The organism is Bradyrhizobium sp. WU425, from assembly GCF_021052305.1.
Lineage (GTDB): Bacteria > Pseudomonadota > Alphaproteobacteria > Rhizobiales > Xanthobacteraceae > Bradyrhizobium > Bradyrhizobium canariense_D.
The window spans coordinates 3,821,121-3,838,646 of record NZ_CP088089.1 but is presented as its reverse complement, the minus strand read 5'-3'; the positions used below and the strand labels follow the sequence as shown (position 1 = coordinate 3,838,646).

Annotated in this window: 17 protein-coding genes; 11 read left to right on the top strand and 6 right to left on the bottom strand. The window is 65.1% G+C overall.

All coding sequences use genetic code 11. From position 1 onward, the window contains the following. The first annotated feature begins 59 nt into the window (after nt 1–59). Nucleotides 60–1,271 carry a patatin-like phospholipase family protein gene (locus BcanWU425_RS18650; RefSeq protein WP_204511387.1) on the top strand — a complete coding sequence of 404 codons (1,212 nt, stop codon included), beginning with the start codon at nt 60–62 and terminating at the stop codon, nt 1,269–1,271. On the opposite strand, the gene BcanWU425_RS18645 is transcribed toward BcanWU425_RS18650, so the two are convergent. After that, complete coding sequence (locus tag BcanWU425_RS18645; protein WP_204511388.1) at nt 1,263–2,507, bottom strand: amidase; 1,245 nt, start codon at nt 2,505–2,507, stop codon at nt 1,263–1,265. The two genes, BcanWU425_RS18650 and BcanWU425_RS18645, sit on opposite strands and share 9 nt — an antisense overlap. 91 nt (nt 2,508–2,598) lie before the next feature. On the opposite strand from BcanWU425_RS18645, the gene dprA reads away from it, so the two are divergent. Further along, nucleotides 2,599–3,741, top strand: a complete 1,143-nt coding sequence (gene dprA, locus BcanWU425_RS18640) for a DNA-processing protein DprA (protein WP_204511389.1) — start codon at nt 2,599–2,601, stop codon at nt 3,739–3,741. Here dprA and BcanWU425_RS18635 read toward each other — a convergent pair. Continuing rightward, the gene (locus tag BcanWU425_RS18635; protein WP_018458326.1) at nt 3,738–4,148 is read right to left on the bottom strand and encodes a winged helix-turn-helix transcriptional regulator; all 411 of its coding nucleotides are present in this window, start codon (nt 4,146–4,148) and stop codon (nt 3,738–3,740) included. The genes dprA and BcanWU425_RS18635 overlap by 4 nt on opposite strands. Before the next feature lie 83 nt (nt 4,149–4,231). On the opposite strand from BcanWU425_RS18635, the gene BcanWU425_RS18630 reads away from it, so the two are divergent. After that, nucleotides 4,232–4,840: an FMN-dependent NADH-azoreductase gene (locus tag BcanWU425_RS18630; RefSeq protein ID WP_018458327.1), complete on the top strand. Its 609-nt coding sequence runs from the start codon at nt 4,232–4,234 to the stop codon at nt 4,838–4,840. A 70-nt stretch (nt 4,841–4,910) separates the two neighbouring features. On the opposite strand, the gene BcanWU425_RS18625 is transcribed toward BcanWU425_RS18630, so the two are convergent. Then, on the bottom strand, nt 4,911–5,093 hold the full coding sequence (locus BcanWU425_RS18625; protein ID WP_018458328.1) for a hypothetical protein: 183 nt from the start codon (nt 5,091–5,093) through the stop codon (nt 4,911–4,913). A gap of 177 nt (nt 5,094–5,270) precedes the next feature. Continuing rightward, nucleotides 5,271–6,044, bottom strand: a complete 774-nt coding sequence (locus BcanWU425_RS18620) for an SDR family oxidoreductase (protein ID WP_166517487.1) — start codon at nt 6,042–6,044, stop codon at nt 5,271–5,273. Between the two features lie 121 nt (nt 6,045–6,165). Here BcanWU425_RS18620 and BcanWU425_RS18615 point away from each other — a divergent pair, with 121 nt between their 5' ends. Beyond that, on the top strand, nt 6,166–6,636 hold the full coding sequence (locus BcanWU425_RS18615) for a winged helix-turn-helix transcriptional regulator (RefSeq protein WP_204511390.1): 471 nt from the start codon (nt 6,166–6,168) through the stop codon (nt 6,634–6,636). Between the two features lie 212 nt (nt 6,637–6,848). Further along, nucleotides 6,849–7,403: a flavodoxin family protein gene (locus BcanWU425_RS18610; RefSeq protein WP_085395633.1), complete on the top strand. Its 555-nt coding sequence runs from the start codon at nt 6,849–6,851 to the stop codon at nt 7,401–7,403. Between the two features lie 33 nt (nt 7,404–7,436). On the opposite strand, the gene BcanWU425_RS18605 is transcribed toward BcanWU425_RS18610, so the two are convergent. Beyond that, nucleotides 7,437–7,622, bottom strand: a complete 186-nt coding sequence (locus BcanWU425_RS18605) for a hypothetical protein (RefSeq protein ID WP_018458332.1) — start codon at nt 7,620–7,622, stop codon at nt 7,437–7,439. Between the two features lie 280 nt (nt 7,623–7,902). On the opposite strand from BcanWU425_RS18605, the gene topA reads away from it, so the two are divergent. From topA to BcanWU425_RS18585, 4 genes are read left to right on the top strand one after another with little or no spacing between them, the layout of a single operon-like run. Beyond that, nucleotides 7,903–10,647, top strand: coding sequence for a type I DNA topoisomerase (gene topA, locus BcanWU425_RS18600; protein WP_085383371.1), 2,745 nt, complete (start codon nt 7,903–7,905; stop codon nt 10,645–10,647). A gap of 7 nt (nt 10,648–10,654) precedes the next feature. Further along, the gene (gene rnr / locus BcanWU425_RS18595; RefSeq protein ID WP_018458335.1) at nt 10,655–13,009 is read left to right on the top strand and encodes a ribonuclease R; all 2,355 of its coding nucleotides are present in this window, start codon (nt 10,655–10,657) and stop codon (nt 13,007–13,009) included. Then, the gene (locus BcanWU425_RS18590; RefSeq protein ID WP_085395631.1) at nt 13,003–13,443 is read left to right on the top strand and encodes a DUF983 domain-containing protein; all 441 of its coding nucleotides are present in this window, start codon (nt 13,003–13,005) and stop codon (nt 13,441–13,443) included. Before rnr ends, BcanWU425_RS18590 begins: the two co-directional genes overlap by 7 nt. Before the next feature lie 33 nt (nt 13,444–13,476). After that, on the top strand, nt 13,477–14,226 hold the full coding sequence (locus BcanWU425_RS18585) for an NUDIX hydrolase (RefSeq protein WP_085395630.1): 750 nt from the start codon (nt 13,477–13,479) through the stop codon (nt 14,224–14,226). Here the strand turns inward: BcanWU425_RS18585 and BcanWU425_RS18580 are convergent, their stop codons facing one another. After that, nucleotides 14,227–14,787: a hypothetical protein gene (locus tag BcanWU425_RS18580; protein ID WP_085395629.1), complete on the bottom strand. Its 561-nt coding sequence runs from the start codon at nt 14,785–14,787 to the stop codon at nt 14,227–14,229. Between the two features lie 215 nt (nt 14,788–15,002). Between BcanWU425_RS18580 and BcanWU425_RS18575 the strand changes: the two genes are divergently transcribed. Both BcanWU425_RS18575 and rpmG read left to right on the top strand, forming a co-directional pair. Beyond that, entirely contained in the window at nt 15,003–16,328 is a 1,326-nt protein-coding gene (locus BcanWU425_RS18575) for an LLM class flavin-dependent oxidoreductase (protein WP_204511392.1), read from the top strand. Between the two features lie 124 nt (nt 16,329–16,452). Then, nucleotides 16,453–16,620, top strand: a complete 168-nt coding sequence (rpmG, locus tag BcanWU425_RS18570) for a 50S ribosomal protein L33 (protein WP_007603295.1) — start codon at nt 16,453–16,455, stop codon at nt 16,618–16,620. Nucleotides 16,621–17,526: the final 906 nt, after the last annotated feature.

The window sequence follows — 17,526 nt, the reverse complement described above, 5'->3', positions numbered from 1 at the left end:
GACGAACGGGTTCCTGGCTCGGCCCTGATCATGGGCATAGCTCTACGCGGTTGCTCAGAATGAGCGAGAAGATTGTCAGCGCGCAAGACGATGGCGATTTGCGAGGTGCTGCTTGCACCGCGGCAAGCCGGCTGCTCTCGACGACGGACATCTGGTCTAGTGCGCCCTCGCCGCTTGTCGCTCCAGCGCCTGCTTCCGTCCCGCCTCCACCGCGCGAGCCCGATCCGATCGTGGAAGCGCGGACACCAGTCGAAATTGTAGCTGTCGCAGCGCCCGTCACGCACGATCGGACGCCGCGGCAATGGCCGCCGCGAAAATTGTCGCTGGCCCTCCAGGGCGGCGGCACCTTCGCCGCGTTCACCTGGGGCGTGCTGGAGCGGCTGCTGGAAGAGCCATCCATCGCGATCGACACCATCAGCGGCGCCAGCGCCGGCGCCATCAACGCGCTGCTGCTCGCCTCCGGTTTCGCCGAGGGTGGCCGCGAAGGCGCGCGCGCGCGGCTGAACCGCTTCTGGATCCGGCTGATGCACGAAGCCTCGTTCCGATCGCTGATGCTGATCGGCGGCTTCTCGCCGGCGGGAAGCTCGGTCGCGTTCGGCCCGACGCTGCGCTCCGGCCAGTTCGATCCGTTCGATCTCGATCCGCTGCGGCAGGCGCTGTCGCGCGACATCAATTTTTCCGCCTTGCGCGACCCGCGGTGCCCGAAGCTTCTGATCGCGGCGACCCGGATCCGCGACGGGCAGCAGCAGATCTTCCGCAACGACGTGATCACCGCCGACGTCGCGCTGGCCTCGACCTGTCCACCGCTGGTTCATTGCGCGGTCGAGATCGACGGCGAGGCTTATTGGGACGGCGGCCTCGGCGGCAATCCCCCCCTGCTGCGGCTCGTGCAGGACACGACGAGCACCGAAATCCTGCTCGTCCAGGTCACGCCGGCGCGCGACAGCTACGTGCCGATCACGCTCGCCGCGATCGACCGCAGGCTGGATCAGATCGCGGCCAACGCCGCCCTCAATGCCGAGATCGCCGCGATCGAATGGGCGCAATCGCAGGCCGCATCGTCGTTGCGGCTCTCCAGGATCGCCGCGGAAGATTTCGTCGACGGCCTGGCGCAGCGCTCATCGACCGATCTCGGCCGCGGCTTCATTCGCGCGCTGCACCGGAACGGCCGCGAGGCTGCCGGGCGCTGGCTCAAGCAAGGTCCAGATCACAGCGCAGCGCCGGCCGCATCCGGCCAGCGCATCGTCGCTCTCGAACCTGCGCTAGCCTGATTTCGCCAGCGCCTGCTCCAGGAACCACGCCGTCGCCAGCGCATGGGCGTCGTTGCCGAAGCGCGCGATCACCTGCACGCCGATCGGGAGGCCATTGGCTTTCAGCACGGGCACGTTGACGCAAGGGTTGCCCATCAGCGTCCAGAGCCTGTTGTAGCGGGGGTCGCCGGTGCTCGCGAGCTCCTTGGCCGGCGGCGTGCCCGGCGCCGAATAGGTCAGCAGCACGTCGAACCGCTCGAACAATTCGCCGATCTCGCGGCGTCCGCGGCGGCTGATCCGGCGCGCGTCGTCATAGTCCTTGGGTGTGAGACCGACCGTCGCATCGAGACTGGCGCGCAGCATCGGCGCGATCTCATCGTGGCGTTCGGAAAATTCCCAGGCGAGCGCGCGATGCGCCTCGAAGTCCTGGATGATCGGGTGGATGCGCCAGGCCTCCTGCACCGCCTGCGGCAGATCGATGGTCTGCACGCTGGCGCCAGCCCGCGTCGCCGCCTTGATCGCGGCCTGCAGCCCCTCCTCGGCGGCCGGCTCCACGGCGCCGGCAAACTCCTGCCTGATAACGCCGATGCGCGGCGCCTTCGCCGGGACGATGCCGGCGAATTCGGTGCGGCCGGTTATTGCCAGCAGTCCGCGCGCGAGATCTTCCGCGCGGGCGCCGAACAGACCGGCGGTGTCGAGCGCCCACGAATAGCATTTGACGCCGACCGTCGGCAGCATGCGGAACGACGGCTTAATCGCGGCGGTGCCGCAATAGGCGGCGGGCCGGATCACCGAGCCGCCGGTCTGGGTACCCAGCGCCAGCGGGATCATGCCGGCACCGACGGCCGCGGCCGAGCCCGAGGACGAGCCGCCCGGCGTATGCCCGAGGTTATGCGGATTGAGCGTCGGGGTCGGATCGCGCGAGGCGAATGCCGTGGTCGTGGTCTTGCCGATGATGGTGGCGCCCGCCCGCTTCAGCATCATCACCACAGGCGCGTCCGCGCGCGGCTGCCAGCCGCGATAGATCGATGATCCCATCTCGGTCGGGAAATCGGCGGTGTCGATGATGTCCTTGATCCCGACCGCGATACCGCGCAACGGGCCAGAAGCTTGCGCCTTCGCGGAGCTGTCGTGACGGACGAAGGCATGGACGTCCTTCTCCCGCGCCTCGATGGCTGCATGCGATTGCGCGATGGCGGCCTCGGGCGAAAGCTCGCCCGCTTCGATGCGGCGCTGGAGGTCGGCGAGTGAGATCATGGGCAATACCCTTCTTATTGGGATCGCTTTTAGCATCGGGGCAAGGTCGCGCAAGCGTACGTCACTGTTGCCCACGCCCTCAGGTTGTTCCATGCTGTCCCTGCAAGGAGCCGCCGTGGACGCCATCAATCCAAGTGTAGAGCTGACCGAAGCCGACAGGATCGACCGCCTGCGGCTGATCCGGTCCGACAATGTCGGGCCGCGCACGTTCCGGTCGCTGGTCGAGCATTTCGGCTCGGCGCGCGCGGCGCTGGAGCGGCTGCCGGATCTCGCACGCCGCGGCGGCGCGCAACGATCGGCGCGCATCTGCAGCGCCGACGAGGCGAAAGCCGAGCTCGCCGCGAGCCGCAAGTTCGGAATTGCCTGGCTCGCGCCCGGTGAGGACGGTTATCCGGCGCGGCTGGCAACGCTCGACGATGCGCCGCCGCTGCTCGCCGTACGCGGCGACAATGCAACGCTGACGCGACCGATGATCGCGATCGTCGGCTCGCGCAACGCATCCGGCGCAGGCTTGAAATTCGCCGGTCAGCTCGCCCGCGAGCTTGGCGAAGCCGGCTTTGTCGTCATCTCCGGCCTTGCCCGCGGGGTCGACCAGGCCGCGCACCGCGCCAGCCTCGAGAGCGGCACCATAGCCGTGCTCGCCGGCGGACATGACTGCATCTATCCGCCGGAGCACGGCGATCTGCTGGCCTCGATCCTCGACCGCAAGGGTGCCGCGATCTCCGAGATGCCGCTCGGCCACGAGCCGCGCGCCCGCGACTTTCCCCGCCGCAACCGGCTGATCTCGGGCGCCGCGCTCGGCGTGGTCGTGGTGGAGGCGGCGCACCGCTCGGGCTCGCTGATCACCGCGCGCATGGCCGCCGAACAGGGTCGCGAAGTGTTCGCCGTGCCGGGCTCGCCGCTCGACCCGCGCGCCGCCGGCACCAACGATCTGATCAAGCAGGGCGCGACGCTCGTCACCGAAGCGGCCGACGTCGTCAACGCGGTCGCACCGATCATGGAGCGGCCGCTGATGCGTACCGCGCGCGAGCCCGACAGCGAGCCGTTCGAGAGCGATCCTCAAGGGCACGACCGCGACCAGATCACCGGCCTGCTCGGCCCTGCCCCTGTCACGATTGACGATCTCGTGCGGATGTCCGGCGCCTCGCCGGCCATCGTGCGTACCGTGCTCTTGGAACTCGAGCTCGCCGGCCGGCTCGAACGCCACGGCGGTGGCTTGGTCTCGCTGCTTTAAGGAGTGGTCCGCTCGTCGAAGCGCGTACGCGCCGCGGCGATCTGCTGCTGATGCGTGATCGCCCATTCGCCGAGTGCCTTTACCGGCTGCTGCAGTCCCCGGCCGAGATCGGTCAGCTCGTAATCCACCCGCGGCGGAATGGTCGGGAAGATCGTGCGTGTGACCAGGCCGTCACGCTCGAGCCCGCGCAGCGTCAAGGTCAGCATCCGCTGCGAAATGCCATTGATCATGCGCTTGAGCTCGTTAAAGCGCTTGGGCCCGTCACTTAGCATCATGATGACGAACACGCTCCATTTGTCGCCGACGCGCGCGAGGATCGAGGCGACGCCGCGGCAGTCCGCATGGTTGGGATCCGGCCTTGGTGAGGCGGGCAAATCGATGTGCGCAGGTTTCAGGGATGTGCCCATGGCTCAAAAAGGTGCGTTCTTGCGGGGATTTCGATAGTCACTCATGTAGCTCTGGTTACAAACTTATACCAGGGTGATCCCGAATGAAACTCCTCCACATCGACTCCAGCGTGCTCGGCCCCCACTCCGTTTCGCGGCAAGTCTCCGCCGCCATCGTCGACCGTCTCAGGCAGGCGACGCCATCGCTCGACATCGTCTATCGCGACCTGACGCAGAGCCCGCTCGCCCATCTCTCCGGCTCGCATCTGGCGGCCGCGCAAGGCGCGCCTGCGCCGGCGGAGCTCGGCCCCGATCTCGCCGCCAGCAAGGCCGCGCTGGACGAGTTTCTTGCCGCCGACATCGTCGTGATCGGCGCGCCCATGTACAATTTCACCATTCCGAGCCAGCTCAAGGCCTGGATCGACCGGGTCCTGGTGGCGGGGAAGACGTTCAGCTATGGGGCCAACGGCCCGCAGGGCCTTGCCGGCGGCAAGCGCGTAATCTTCGCGGTTTCGCGCGGGGGCTATTACGGCGCGGGCTCGCCCGCCGCGTCGCTGGAGCACCTCGAAAGCTATCTGCGTGGCGTGTTCGGTTTCATGGGGATTCATCATCCCGAATTCATCAGCGCCGACGGAATCCAGGTCGGCCCGGAGCATCGCGAGAAGTCGCTCGCAAGCGCGCTCGAGGCGGCGACCGCCCTCCGCGCGGCCTGATAACGCGCACATCATCAGCCGCCGCAACATCGCTTGCGGCGGCTGATCGACCGGTGCGCGATCGGCGAAGCTAAAACCAGGCGCCCTGAATGCCCAGGATGACGGCGACGAGGGAAACGAACAGGCCGATGCCGGAGAAAAGAGCGACCCCGACGAACTCGGAGGTGTCGGAACGCTTGGCAGGAACGGCGGAGTTTTCGGTGTAAATACGCGGTGCTGAAATCGGGGAAATAATACGAGCTGCCTTTGGCATATCGGGCTCCCTTGAAATGAGTCTTCGTGACCCCCTGCCCGTAAAAGTGTCTTGGCAGCGCAAGCGAAGGTTCAATGCCTCCCGCAACGTTCAGAAAATACAGCTCGCGAGACGTGGGAACCGGCCGGCGCAACCGCTCGCCGCTGCGCCGACCGATTCAATTTGCACCAAGATTGATCAGCCGCGATAGATCGGCGCGCCGCTCGGAGAGGCAACCGCGCCGCCATCGACGAAGATTTCCTGGCCCTGCACATGCGCGGAATCGTCGGAGGCGAGGAACAGCACAGTCTTGGCGACGTGATCTGTTTCACCAATGCGCCCCAGCGGCGTCGTCAGCGCGATCCGCTTCTCGAACGCCTTCTCGGCTTCGGGCGTCGCGGTCGCGGGTCCCCAGATCGGCGTGCGGATCGCACCGGGCGCGACCACGTTGACGCGAATGCCCCGCGGCGAGAGCTCCGAGGCCATGATTCGCGCCATCGCCCGCACGCCGGCCTTGGCGGCGCCATAGGCCGAATAGCCGGGAATGCCGAGCACGGAGATCACCGAGCCGTTGAGGACGATGGAAGCATTGTCGTTGAGATAAGGCAGCGCGGACTGAACGGTGAAGAACACGCCGGTCAGATTGGTGCTGATGACCTTCTCGAAGACCTCCAGCGTGGCCGACCCCAGCGGCGTACCGCCGGCGATGCCGGCATTGGCGAACAGGATGTCGAACTTGCCGAACTTTTCGGCGCCCTTCTTGATCGCAGATTCGGTCGCGGCAATGTCGGTGGCGTCGGCGGCGAGCGCGAGCGCGTTCGGCCCGAGCTCCTTCGCGGCCGCCTCGAGCGTCTCCTTGTTGCGCCCGGTGATCACCACCTTGGCGCCCTCGGCCACGAACAGCTTTGCCGTTGCCAGTCCAATGCCGCTATTGCCGCCGGTGATCAGGGCCGTCTTGTTCTTCAGTCTCACGTTCGCCTCCAGTGGTTTCATCATAAAACTACGATTGCCATCTAGGCCACCTGGTTTTAAGATGCAACCACAAGAGCGCGTGAACGGTGACAGGACCGTGCGATCGCGAAAGGACCAGATCATGGTGAAACGGACGAGCTTCGAGGGGGACGCCTGCCCGATCGCGCGATCGCTGGAGGCGATCGGCGACCGGTGGTCCCTGCTGATCATCCGCGAGGCGCTGTTTGGGCTGCGCCGCTTCGGTGAGTTTCAGAGCAAGCTCGGCATGGCCAAGAACATCTTGTCGACGCGGCTGCGCGCGCTGGTCGATCACGGCATCCTGACCACGGCCCCCGCCTCCGACGGCAGCCCTTACGAGGAATATGTGCTGACGCCGAAAGGCCGCGGCGTCTTCCCGGTGTTGGTAGCGCTGCGCCAATGGGGCGAGGATTTCGACGATCGCCCGTCGGAGATCGCGACCATCCTGGTCGATCGCGAGAAAGGCCGACCGGTGAAGAAGCTCGAACTGCGCGCGGAGGACGGGCGATTGCTCAGCCTCGCGGACACCTCGCTGAAGCCGCGGCCTGCGCCGCGGCGACGGTCAGCGGGATAGCGGTGCGCTGTCTCTTCAACGTCGTCCTGGCGACCGATTCCGCTCGGTCTTCGCGGCTACGACAGCCCGCGATTGCTCCGCAGGTTGACCCACTTTCATCGAAGGCGGGTCGGCATGTACCCGAGCGTCCCAACTCGCAATATGGCGTGGCGGACTTGTACAAGCCATCGACAGCGTCAAAGATGGCGAGGTCCCACCAAACTGGCACCACCATGCCCCTGCTCGCCATCACCTATTTTTCCATCTCGGGCACCACCGAGAAGCTGGCGCATGCGGTTGCGCGCGGAGCAGATGGCAAAGCGCAGGTCACGCTGTGTCGCATCACCGGCGGCGACATCGTGTCAGGCCGCTTTCAGAATGAGAGCTTACTGGAGACGATCGATGGCGCCGACGCAGTTGCGTTTGGCAGCCCGACCTATATGGGCGGGCCAGCCGCTCAATTCAAAGCGTTTGCCGATGCTTCAAGTGATCGATGGAGCCAGCAGCGCTGGGCCAACAAGATCGCAGCCGGGTTCACCACGGGCGCCTGCGCAAGCGGCGATCAACTCCACACACTGTCCTACTTTTCCATTCTGGCCGCGCAGCACGGCATGCTCTGGTGCGGACTGGATATTCCCGGTGGCGAGGATCCGAGCGGCCGCAATCGTTTGGGCAGCCAGCTTGGTCTGGCAACACACTTGATTGACGGCTCGTTGCCGGAGAGCGACCTCGGCACGGCCGCATATCTCGGCCTGCGATTGGCCAAAATGGCAAGCCGCAACGGCTAACCGCACCGTCGTTGGAGCAGTACATCGCCCCCTTCACGACAGCCTGCGCTTGCTCCTCAGCCGCAGATGCTCGTCCGCCTCGAGCTTGGTCATTCCCAGGAGATAATGCAGCACGTCGAGCCTGTGCCGTTCGGCAAGCTTGCGCAGGGCCCCGACCTGCTCGGCGATGAAGGCGACCGCCTCCTCGACGCCGCCCTCCCCCGGTTCCTCGTGACGCAAGCCTCCCCCGCGCGCGATGCGGCGCCCGCCCGTTTCTTTCCTGGCTTAGTCACCAGCCCCCACCCGAATCCATGCCCCGCGGCAACATTACGCCGACATCGACCGCAACTCAAAGGTGGTATTTTGCAACTTTCTCGATATGAAACTTTTCCCATCGGGAGGGCTCTCAACAGCCCTCGATTTGACAGCGACGGCCTCACCACCCATGTTCGGGACGAAAGGGCCGACCCGAATCTCATCGAATTCGGCCCCAAATTTCCCCATAAGTTACTGGAACTACATGAATATCGTCATTGTGGAGTCGCCGGCGAAAGCCAAGACGATCAACAAGTATTTGGGCTCGTCCTACGAGGTTCTGGCCTCGTTTGGCCATGTCCGCGACTTGCCGGCAAAGAACGGCTCCGTCGATCCCGACGCCAATTTCAAGATGATCTGGGAGGTCGACCCCAAGGCGGCCGGCCGGCTCAACGACATTGCCAAGTCCCTCAAGAACGCCGATCGCCTGATTCTCGCCACCGACCCTGATCGCGAGGGCGAGGCCATCTCCTGGCACGTGCTGGAGGTCCTGAAAGAGAAGCGCGCGATCAAGGACCACAAGATCGAGCGCGTGGTGTTCAACGCCATCACCAAGCAGGCGGTGACGGACGCGATGAAGAATCCGCGCCAGATCGACGGTGCGCTGGTCGACGCCTATATGGCGCGCCGCGCGCTGGACTATCTGGTCGGCTTCACCCTCTCCCCCGTGCTGTGGCGCAAGCTGCCGGGCGCCCGCTCGGCGGGCCGCGTGCAGTCGGTGGCGCTGCGTCTGGTCTGCGACCGCGAGCTCGAGATCGAAAAGTTCGTTGCGCGCGAATACTGGTCGCTGATCGCGACCCTGCTGACGCCGCGCGGCGACGCCTTCGAGGCCCGTCTCGTCGGCGCCGACGGCAAGAAGATCCAGCGCCTCGACATCGGCACCGGCGCGGAAGCCGAAGACTTCAAGAAGGCGCTGGAAGCAGCCGCCTACGCGGTGACCGCGGTCGATGCCAAGCCGGCCCGCCGCAATCCGCAGGCCCCCTTCACCACCTCGACGCTGCAGCAGGAAGCCAGCCGCAAATACGGCTTTGCGCCGGCGCACACCATGCGCATCGCGCAGCGGCTCTATGAAGGCATCGACATCGGCGGCGAGACCACCGGACTCATTACTTATATGCGTACCGACGGCGTGCAGATCGACCCGTCCGCGATCACCCAGGCCCGCAAGGTGATCGGCGAGGATTACGGCAACGCCTATGTGCCGGACGCGCCGCGTCAGTACCAGGCCAAGGCCAAGAACGCCCAGGAAGCCCACGAAGCGATCCGGCCGACCGACATGTCGCGCCGTCCCGACAGCATGAGCCGCAAGCTCGAGTCCGACCAGGCGAGACTCTATGAACTGATCTGGAAGCGCACCATCGCGAGCCAGATGGAATCGGCCGAGCTGGAACGCACCACGGTCGACATCACGGCGAAGGTCGGCGGCCGCACGCTGGACCTGCGCGCCACCGGCCAGGTCGTCAAGTTCGACGGCTTCCTCGCACTTTACCAGGAAGGCCGCGACGACGAGGAGGACGAGGACTCCCGCCGCCTGCCCGCGATGAGCCCCAACGATGCGCTGAAGCGGCAGTCGCTCGCCGTCACCCAGCACTTCACCGAGCCGCCGCCGCGCTTCTCCGAGGCCTCGCTGGTCAAGCGCATGGAAGAGCTCGGCATCGGCCGGCCCTCGACCTATGCCTCGATCCTCCAGGTGCTGAAGGACCGCGGCTACGTCAAGCTCGAGAAGAAGCGCCTGCACGGCGAGGACAAGGGCCGCGTCGTAGTCGCGTTCCTCGAAAGCTTCTTTGCCCGCTACGTTGAATACGACTTCACCGCCAATCTGGAAGAGCAGCTCGACCGCATCTCCAACAACGAGATCTCCTGGCAGCAGGTGCTGAAGGATTTCTGGACCGGCTTCATCGGCGCGGTCGACGAGATCAAGGATTTGCGCGTCGCGCAGGTGCTCGACGTGCTCGACGACATGCTGGGACAGCACATCTACCCGCCCCGCACCGATGGCGGCGACATCAGGCAATGCCCCAGCTGCGGCAACGGGCGGCTCAATCTCAAGGCCGGCAAGTTCGGCGCCTTCGTCGGCTGTTCGAACTATCCGGAATGTCGCTACACCCGTCAGCTCGCCGCCGACGGCGAGGCAACGGCCGATCGTTCGCTCGGCCAGGACCCGGATACGGGCCGCGATGTCTGGGTCAAGGCCGGGCGGTTCGGCCCCTACATCCAGCTCGGCGAGCAGAAGGATTATGCGGAGGGCGAGAAGCCGAAGCGCGCAGGCATTCCGAAGGGGATGTCCCCTGGAGATGTCGAGCTCGAGCTTGCGCTCAAGCTGCTGTCGCTGCCGCGCGAGATCGGCAAGCATCCGGAAACCGGTGAGCCGATCACCGCGGGTCTCGGCCGCTTCGGGCCGTTCGTGAAGCACGAGAAGACTTATGCCAGCCTCGAGGCCGGCGATGAGGTGTTCGACATCGGCATCAACCGCGCGGTGACGCTGATCGCGGAGAAGATCGCCAAGGGCCCGAGCCGCCGCTTCGGCGCTGATCCCGGCAGGGCGATCGGCGATCATCCCACCCTCGGCACCGTCACGGTAAAGGGCGGCCGCTACGGCGCCTATGTCACCGCGGGTGGCGTCAATGCCACGATCCCGAGCGACATCGAGAAAGACGCCATCACGCTGCCGCAGGCAATCGCGCTGATCGACGAGCGTGCGGCCAAGGGCGGCGGCAAGAAGCCGAAGAAAGCGGCGAAGCCGGCCAAGGCCAAGAAGGCTGCGGCGAAGGCCGCCGACGGCGACGACGCCGCACCAAAAACCAAAAAGCCGGCCGCGAAGAAGGCGGCCAAACCCAAATCCGAATCCACCAGCAAGGCGCGCGCAGCCGTGTCGTCGACGGCCAAAACGTCACCGACCAAGGCAGCTGGCGCCAAAGCTCCGGCCAAGAAAAGTGCCGGCACCAAATAGAGGCTAAGTGAAACGCAAGAATGACCGTGGCTTTCCCGACAGGGCAGCCATCGTCGCCTTCATCAAGGCAAATCCCGGAAAGGTCGGAACCCGCGAAATTGCACGCGAGTTCGGCCTGAAGAACGCCGACCGCATCGAGCTCAAGCGCATGCTGCGCGAGCTCGCCGACGACGGGCTCGTCAAGAAAAAGCGCCATACGATTTCAGAGCCGGACAGCCTCCCGCCGACGCTGGTCGCCGACATTACCGGCCGCGACGCCGACGGCGAGCTGGTCGCCTCCCCCACTGAATGGGACGAGGTCGAAAGCGGCGAGCCGCCAAAGATCCTCATCACGATGCCGCGCCGGCCGAAGCCCGGCACCGCGGCCGGCGTTGGCGATCGCGCGCTGCTGCGGGTCGAGCGATCCGACGAGACCGAAGGCCCGGCCTATCGCGGCCACATCATCAAGGTTTTCGACAAGACCAAGAGCCGCATCCTCGGCGTCTTCCGCAGCCTGCCCGAAGGCGGCGGACGGATCATCCCGGTCGACAAGAAGTCCGCCGACCGCGAGCTGAACATCGCCCCGACTGAGACGCACGGCGCGCAGGACGGCGATCTCGTCAGCGTCGACATCATCCGCTCGCGCGGCTTTGGGCTGGCGTCAGGCCGCGTCAAGGAGAAGCTCGGCTCGGTCAAGTCGGAGAAGGCGATCAGCCTGATCGCGATCTACGCGCACGACATCCCGCTGCAATTCCGTCCCGCGGCAGAGCGCGAAGCCGAAGCGGCGGAGCCGGCCAATCTGAAGGGGCGCGAGGACTGGCGCGATGTGCCGCTGGTCACCATCGATCCGCCGGATGCCAAGGATCACGACGACGCGGTACACGCGCAGCCGGATCCTGATCTCAACAACAAGGGCGGCTTCATCGTCGATGTCGCCATCGCCGATGTGAGCTTCTACGTGCGACCGGGCACCGCGCTCGACCGCGATGCGCTCGATCGCGGCAACTCGGTCTATTTCCCCGACCGCGTCGTGCCGATGCTGCCCGAGCGCATCTCCAACGATCTCTGCTCGCTGGTGCCGGGCGAGCCGCGCGGCGCGCTCGCGGTGCGGATGATCATCGCGCCGGACGGGCGGAAACGGTCGCACAGCTTCCACCGCATCCTGATGCGCTCCGCAGCCAAGCTGAACTATGCGCAGGCGCAGGCCGCGATCGACGGAAGGCCGGACGACACCACCGGCCCCCTGCTCGATCCAATCCTGAGGCCGCTTTATGCCGCCTATGCCTGCGTCAAGCGCGCGCGCGACGAGCGCGATCCGCTCAATCTCGATCTGCCCGAGCGCAAGATCCTGCTCAAGCCCGACGGCACGGTCGACCGCGTCGTCGTGCCCGACAGGCTCGACGCGCACAAGCTGATCGAGGAGTTCATGATCCTCGCCAATGTCGCGGCAGCCGAGATGCTCGAGAAGAAGTCGCTGCCGCTGATCTACCGGGTGCATGACGAGCCGACCCTGGAAAAGGTCCACGCGCTCGCGGAATTCCTGGCGACGCTGGACGTTCCGTTCGCGAAAGGCGGCGCGCTGCGCCCCGCTCTGTTCAACCGCGTGCTGGCGCAGCTCGAAGGCCACGACCACTTTCCGCTGGTCAGCGAGGTCGTGCTGCGCGCCCAGGCACAGGCCGAATACTCCTCGGAGAATTACGGTCATTTCGGCCTGAATTTGCGCCGCTATGCGCATTTCACCTCGCCGATCCGCCGCTACGCCGACCTTGTCGTGCACCGTGCGCTGGTTCGCGCGCTCGGCCTCGGCGAAGGCGCGCTGCCCGACACCGAGACGCCGGAAACGTTGAGCGAGGTCGCAGCTCATATCTCAGTGACCGAGCGGCGCGCGATGAAAGCGGAGCGCGAGACCGTCGACCGCCTGATCGCCCATCACCTCGCCGACCGCATCGGTTCGAGCTTCCAGGGCCGCGTCTCCGGCGTCACGCGCGCCGGCCTGTTCGTCAAGCTCGCTGAGACCGGCGCCGACGGCCTGATCCCGATCCGATCCCTCGGCACGGAATATTTCAACTATGACGAGGGCCGCCACGCCCTGGTCGGCACCCGCAGCGGCACCATGCATCAGCTCGGTGATGTCGTCGACGTCCGCCTGATCGAGGCGGCTCCGATCGCAGGCGCGTTGCGCTTCGAGCTGCTGTCCTCGTCCGGCGAGACCGCACCGCGGGGCCGCAGGTCCTCCGGTCCGCAACGCCGCCCCTCGTTCAAGGCGCACCCCGGGCGCAGTCCCGACAAGAAGCGCAAGCCGGACAAGCCGAAGAAGCCCGGCAAGGGGAAAACGGCCAAGGGAAAAAGCAAGGGCAAGGGCCAGAAGGGCAAGGCATGGTGACGACGAGCACGGCGCCGAAGATCTGGACCCGCGACACCGGCCTCGTCGAGAAGCGCGACGTCTTTGCTGCGATGAGGCGCGGCTTTCGCGGCCGCTGCCCGCGCTGCGGCGAGGGAAAGCTGTTCCGCGCCTTCCTGAAGACCTCGGATAACTGCTCCGTCTGCGGCCTCGATGTCACGCCGCATCGGGCAGACGATTTGCCAGCCTATCTCGTCATCGTCATTGTCGGGCACATCGTGGTGCCGACTATTCTGTGGATCGAGACCAACTATACGACGCCGGTCTGGATCAGCTTCGCGGCCTATCTGCCCTTCACCTTCGTCGCCTCGCTGGCACTGCTGCAGCCGGTGAAGGGAGCCGTGGTCGGATTGCAATGGGCTCTGCGCATGCACGGGTTTGACGAGAACCCGACGGATGGTATTCCGCCGGTGTAAGCAAAATAAACAAGAATTGGTTTGGGTGAGGACATGACGGATACGTCGCAGGCAGCCGACAAGGCAAAGATCCACGAGGGCAAGGAAGCCGATCATTATCCCTATTTCCGCCCTAGGGATGCCGCGACACTGATCCTGGTCGACCGCAGCGGAGCCATTCCAAAAGTTCTGGTCGGCAAGCGCCACGACAAGGTGGTGTTCATGCCCGGAAAGTTCGTTTTTCCCGGCGGCCGCGTCGACAAGGACGATTATCGCGTACCATGCGCGGCGCCGATCACCGCCGAGCTGGAAGCCAATCTCGCCAAGGGCAGCCCGAAGACGCCGGCCTCGCGCGCAAAATCGCTGGCCATCGCCGCGATCCGCGAAGCCTGCGAGGAGACCGGTCTCTGCTTGGGACGCAAGGCCGAGGGCAAGGCAAAACTCGAAGGCGCCTGGAAGCCGTTCGCGGATGCGGGCCTGTTGCCGGATCCCTCCAGCCTGTTCCTGATCGCGCGCGCGATCACCCCGCCCGGCCGCGTCAAGCGGTTCGACACGCGCTTCTTCACGGCGGACGCCTCCGCGATCACCCATCGCGTCGACGGCGTGATCCATGCCGATGCAGAGCTTGTCGAACTGGTCTGGGTCGAGCTCGGCTCGAAGCCGCTCGCCGATCTGCATCCGATGACACGCAATGTGCTCAACGAGCTCGACGCGCGCCTCGCCACCGGCCCGCTCCGCCACGATGCGCCGGTGCCGTTCTTCCATTTCTACGGCGGCAAGATGCAGAAGGATATTTTGAGCTGATCAGTTCGTGACGTCCGCATTGTCCGCGTCGGGCTCGGTGCCGACATAGTCGCGCGCGGGAAGGTTCAGCACTCGCCCGAGCTCGCTGGCGAAGCGACTGGCTTCCTCGCGCTTGGTGAAGCTCATCAGCGTGATCGGCTCGGTCCCTTTGTTGCCGCAGAGATTGACATCGTATGTCGTCAGCTCCGGATCGTCCTCGTCGGTCATGCTGATGAAATGATAATCGGCGAGATCGCGATGCTTGCGAAAATTCAGCGGGCCGAACTGCCTGGTGATGACGATCTGGCGCAGCGTCTCGTTCAGCACGACGAAGGTGCGAAAGGTGAGCAGGATGATTCCGGGGATGCCGACGAGCAGCCCGAGTCCCGTGAACACCAGCACCGGCATGAGATCATCGGCGAGCCGCCCAAAACCGGAGAAATCCTGCCGCAGGCCGAGCGCGACATTCCACAGCAGATAGAAGCTCGCCGCCAGCAGCGGCAATGACAGCAGCCGCCCGACCCAGGGCATGGGCCGGTCGATGCGGACGATGCGCCCGTCCACGGTCATTGCACCTGCCATCGAAGGTCTCCTCGGGAGCGAAAGTCATGGCTTGGTCGGAGTGAGCCGTGGATCGGTTCGATGGGACTCCTCCGTCATTCCGGGCGCGGCCCGGAATGACGCGAATGTGCTCAGGGCGTCGCGAAAAACAAAATAATCTTCCTACCTCCCCCGATGGCGGAGTTCCGCGGCGTGCCTATGTCTTCGGGAACGACACCAAGAACGGACACCGGGCGATGGCACAACGGCAACTCAAGCTTGGCGCGTTCATGCGCCCGATCAGCATCCACACCGGTGCCTGGCGCTATCCCGGGGCTTGGCCGGACGCCAATTTCAACTTCGGCCACATCAAGACGCTGATCCAGAAGCTCGAGGCCGGCAAGTTCGACGCCTTCTTCATGGCCGATCACCTCGCCGTGCTGAACATGCCGGTCAATGCGCTCAAGCGCAGCCACACGGTCACCTCGTTCGAACCCTTCACGCTGTTGTCGGCGCTCTCCGCGGTCACCGAGCGGGTCGGCCTGATCGCGACGGGCTCGACCACGTTCGACGAGCCCTATCACGTCGCACGGCGCTTCGCCTCGCTCGACCATCTCAGCGGCGGCCGTGCGGGCTGGAACATCGTCACCACCTCGAACCCGGATGCGGCGCTGAATTTCGGCCTCGACGACCACATGGAGCACGCCGAGCGCTACAAGCGCGCCCGCGAGTTCTACGACGTCGTCACGGGCCTGTGGGATTCCTTTGCCGACGACGCCTTCGTGCGCGACGTCGAAAGCGGCGTGTTCGTCGATCCCGCCAAGATGCATGTGCTCGACCATCACGGCAAATATCTGAAGGTGCGCGGTCCCCTCAACATCGCCCGCCCGGTCCAGGGCTGGCCGGTGATCGTGCAGGCCGGCGCCTCCGAGGACGGCAGGCAGCTCGCCGCCGAGACCGCGGAAGCCGTCTTCACCGGCGGCGGCAGCCTTGCCGACAGCCAGAAACTCTATGCCGACATCAAGGGCCGCATGGAGAAGGTCGGCCGCGATCCTGAACACCTCAAGATCCTGCCCGGCGCCTTCGTCGTGGTCGGCGACAGCGTCGACGAGGCCAGGGAGAAACGCGCGCTGCTCGACAGCCGCGTGCATTACGACAGCGCCATCGCCTCGCTCTCGGTCGTGCTCGGCACGGATGCCTCCGGCTTCGATCCGGATGGACCGCTCCCTGAAATCCCGGAGACCAACGCCAGCAAGAGCGGTCGCCAGCGCATGGTCGACCTCGCGGCCCGCGACAAGCTCACGGTGCGCCAGCTCGCCCAACGCGTCGGCGGCTATGGCGGGCTATCCTTCGTCGGCACGGCCAAAACCATCGCCGACCAGATGGAGGAATGGCTGGTCGGGCGCGGCTCCGACGGCTTCAACATCATGTTCCCGTTCCTGCCTGCCGGCCTCGACGATTTCGTCGACAAGGTGGTCCCGGAGCTGCAGCGCCGCGGGATTTTCCGGAAAGAGTACGAAGGGCCCACTTTGAGAGAGAATCTGGGCCTGCCTCGGCCCAAAAACCGGTTCTTCGAGGCGTAATCGGCCTGATCTGGGTGCTTTTCGAGCCCTAAAATCTTGACATCAGGCGGTTTCTGGCTAGGTTGCCGGCCAACGCGGGCCATTTGGCCGGCTCCAGATTCCCTTCATTCCTGAGGTTCTGAACATGGCCAAAGCGGTCACCATCAAGGTCAAGCTCGTGTCCTCGGCCGACACTGGCTTCTACTACGTCGCCAAGAAGAATTCGCGCACCATGACCGACAAGCTGGTCAAGAAGAAGTACGACCCCGTGGCGCGCAAGCACGTCGAATTCCGCGAAGCCAAGATCAAGTAAGATCGCGGAACGTAGAAGACTTTTGCGGGGCCCTTTCGGGTCCCGTTTTATTTTGGCCCCTCTCTCGTGTCCGGATGCCCCGTGGACGTGACGCTACGCTGCGAGCTGGGCACAGCGAGTCATGGCCAGATTTTTTTCAACCCTCGGTTGCTCGCTCCCGAATGTATGTTACCGTGCACTTGCCGGGCGGAAATTTCCGTCCGGATTTGGAAGGACATGGTCATGAGATTCGCATCAAGCCTTGTCGTGCCTTCAACCATCGCTGTCTTGTCGACCCTCTTGCTGTGCGCGCCGGCAGCGTCGCAAATCCCAACCGGCTCCGCCGCCACTATTCCTCCCGTCACGGTCGACGCGCCGAAACAGGTGGCAAGGCCGCACGTGTCGGAGCGAGGAGCAAACACAATTGCGCCGCGTCGGACTGCCTCAACAGCTCAAACGTCAGTCGCGCGAACGCCTTCGTATGCGCCGGGTTCTGTGATGGGGAGGATTGCCAGCCTGGAGAAAGTCGCCAGCAGCTGCAACGGTGGCTGTGCATCAAGCTTCCCAAGCGGCAAAGATCCCTGGGTTGGATGCAGCGTGTCGGGCGGCAACATAGACTACGGACCTTTCTCGCCGACCTGCCGAGACACCATCACCCACAAATCCTACCTGGACTGCGTCGAAACCAGGACGTTCCTGGGCGACAACCGAAACAAGGCTCACTGGTTGTGCAGCAGTCTGGCCGCCGGCAACAGGTTTAAGGTCGCCGATCTCAAGCGGTCAGGACGCACGCGTTAGTCCATCCCGTCCGCCGGCTTTCTGGCGCAGTTGAACTTAGCTCTCCTGTCGTAAGTTCGCGGACGTCACGGAGCTTGAATGGGCTTTTTCTGGCCCGTCTTGGGCGCTCGCGTGTCCCGGGCGCGCTGC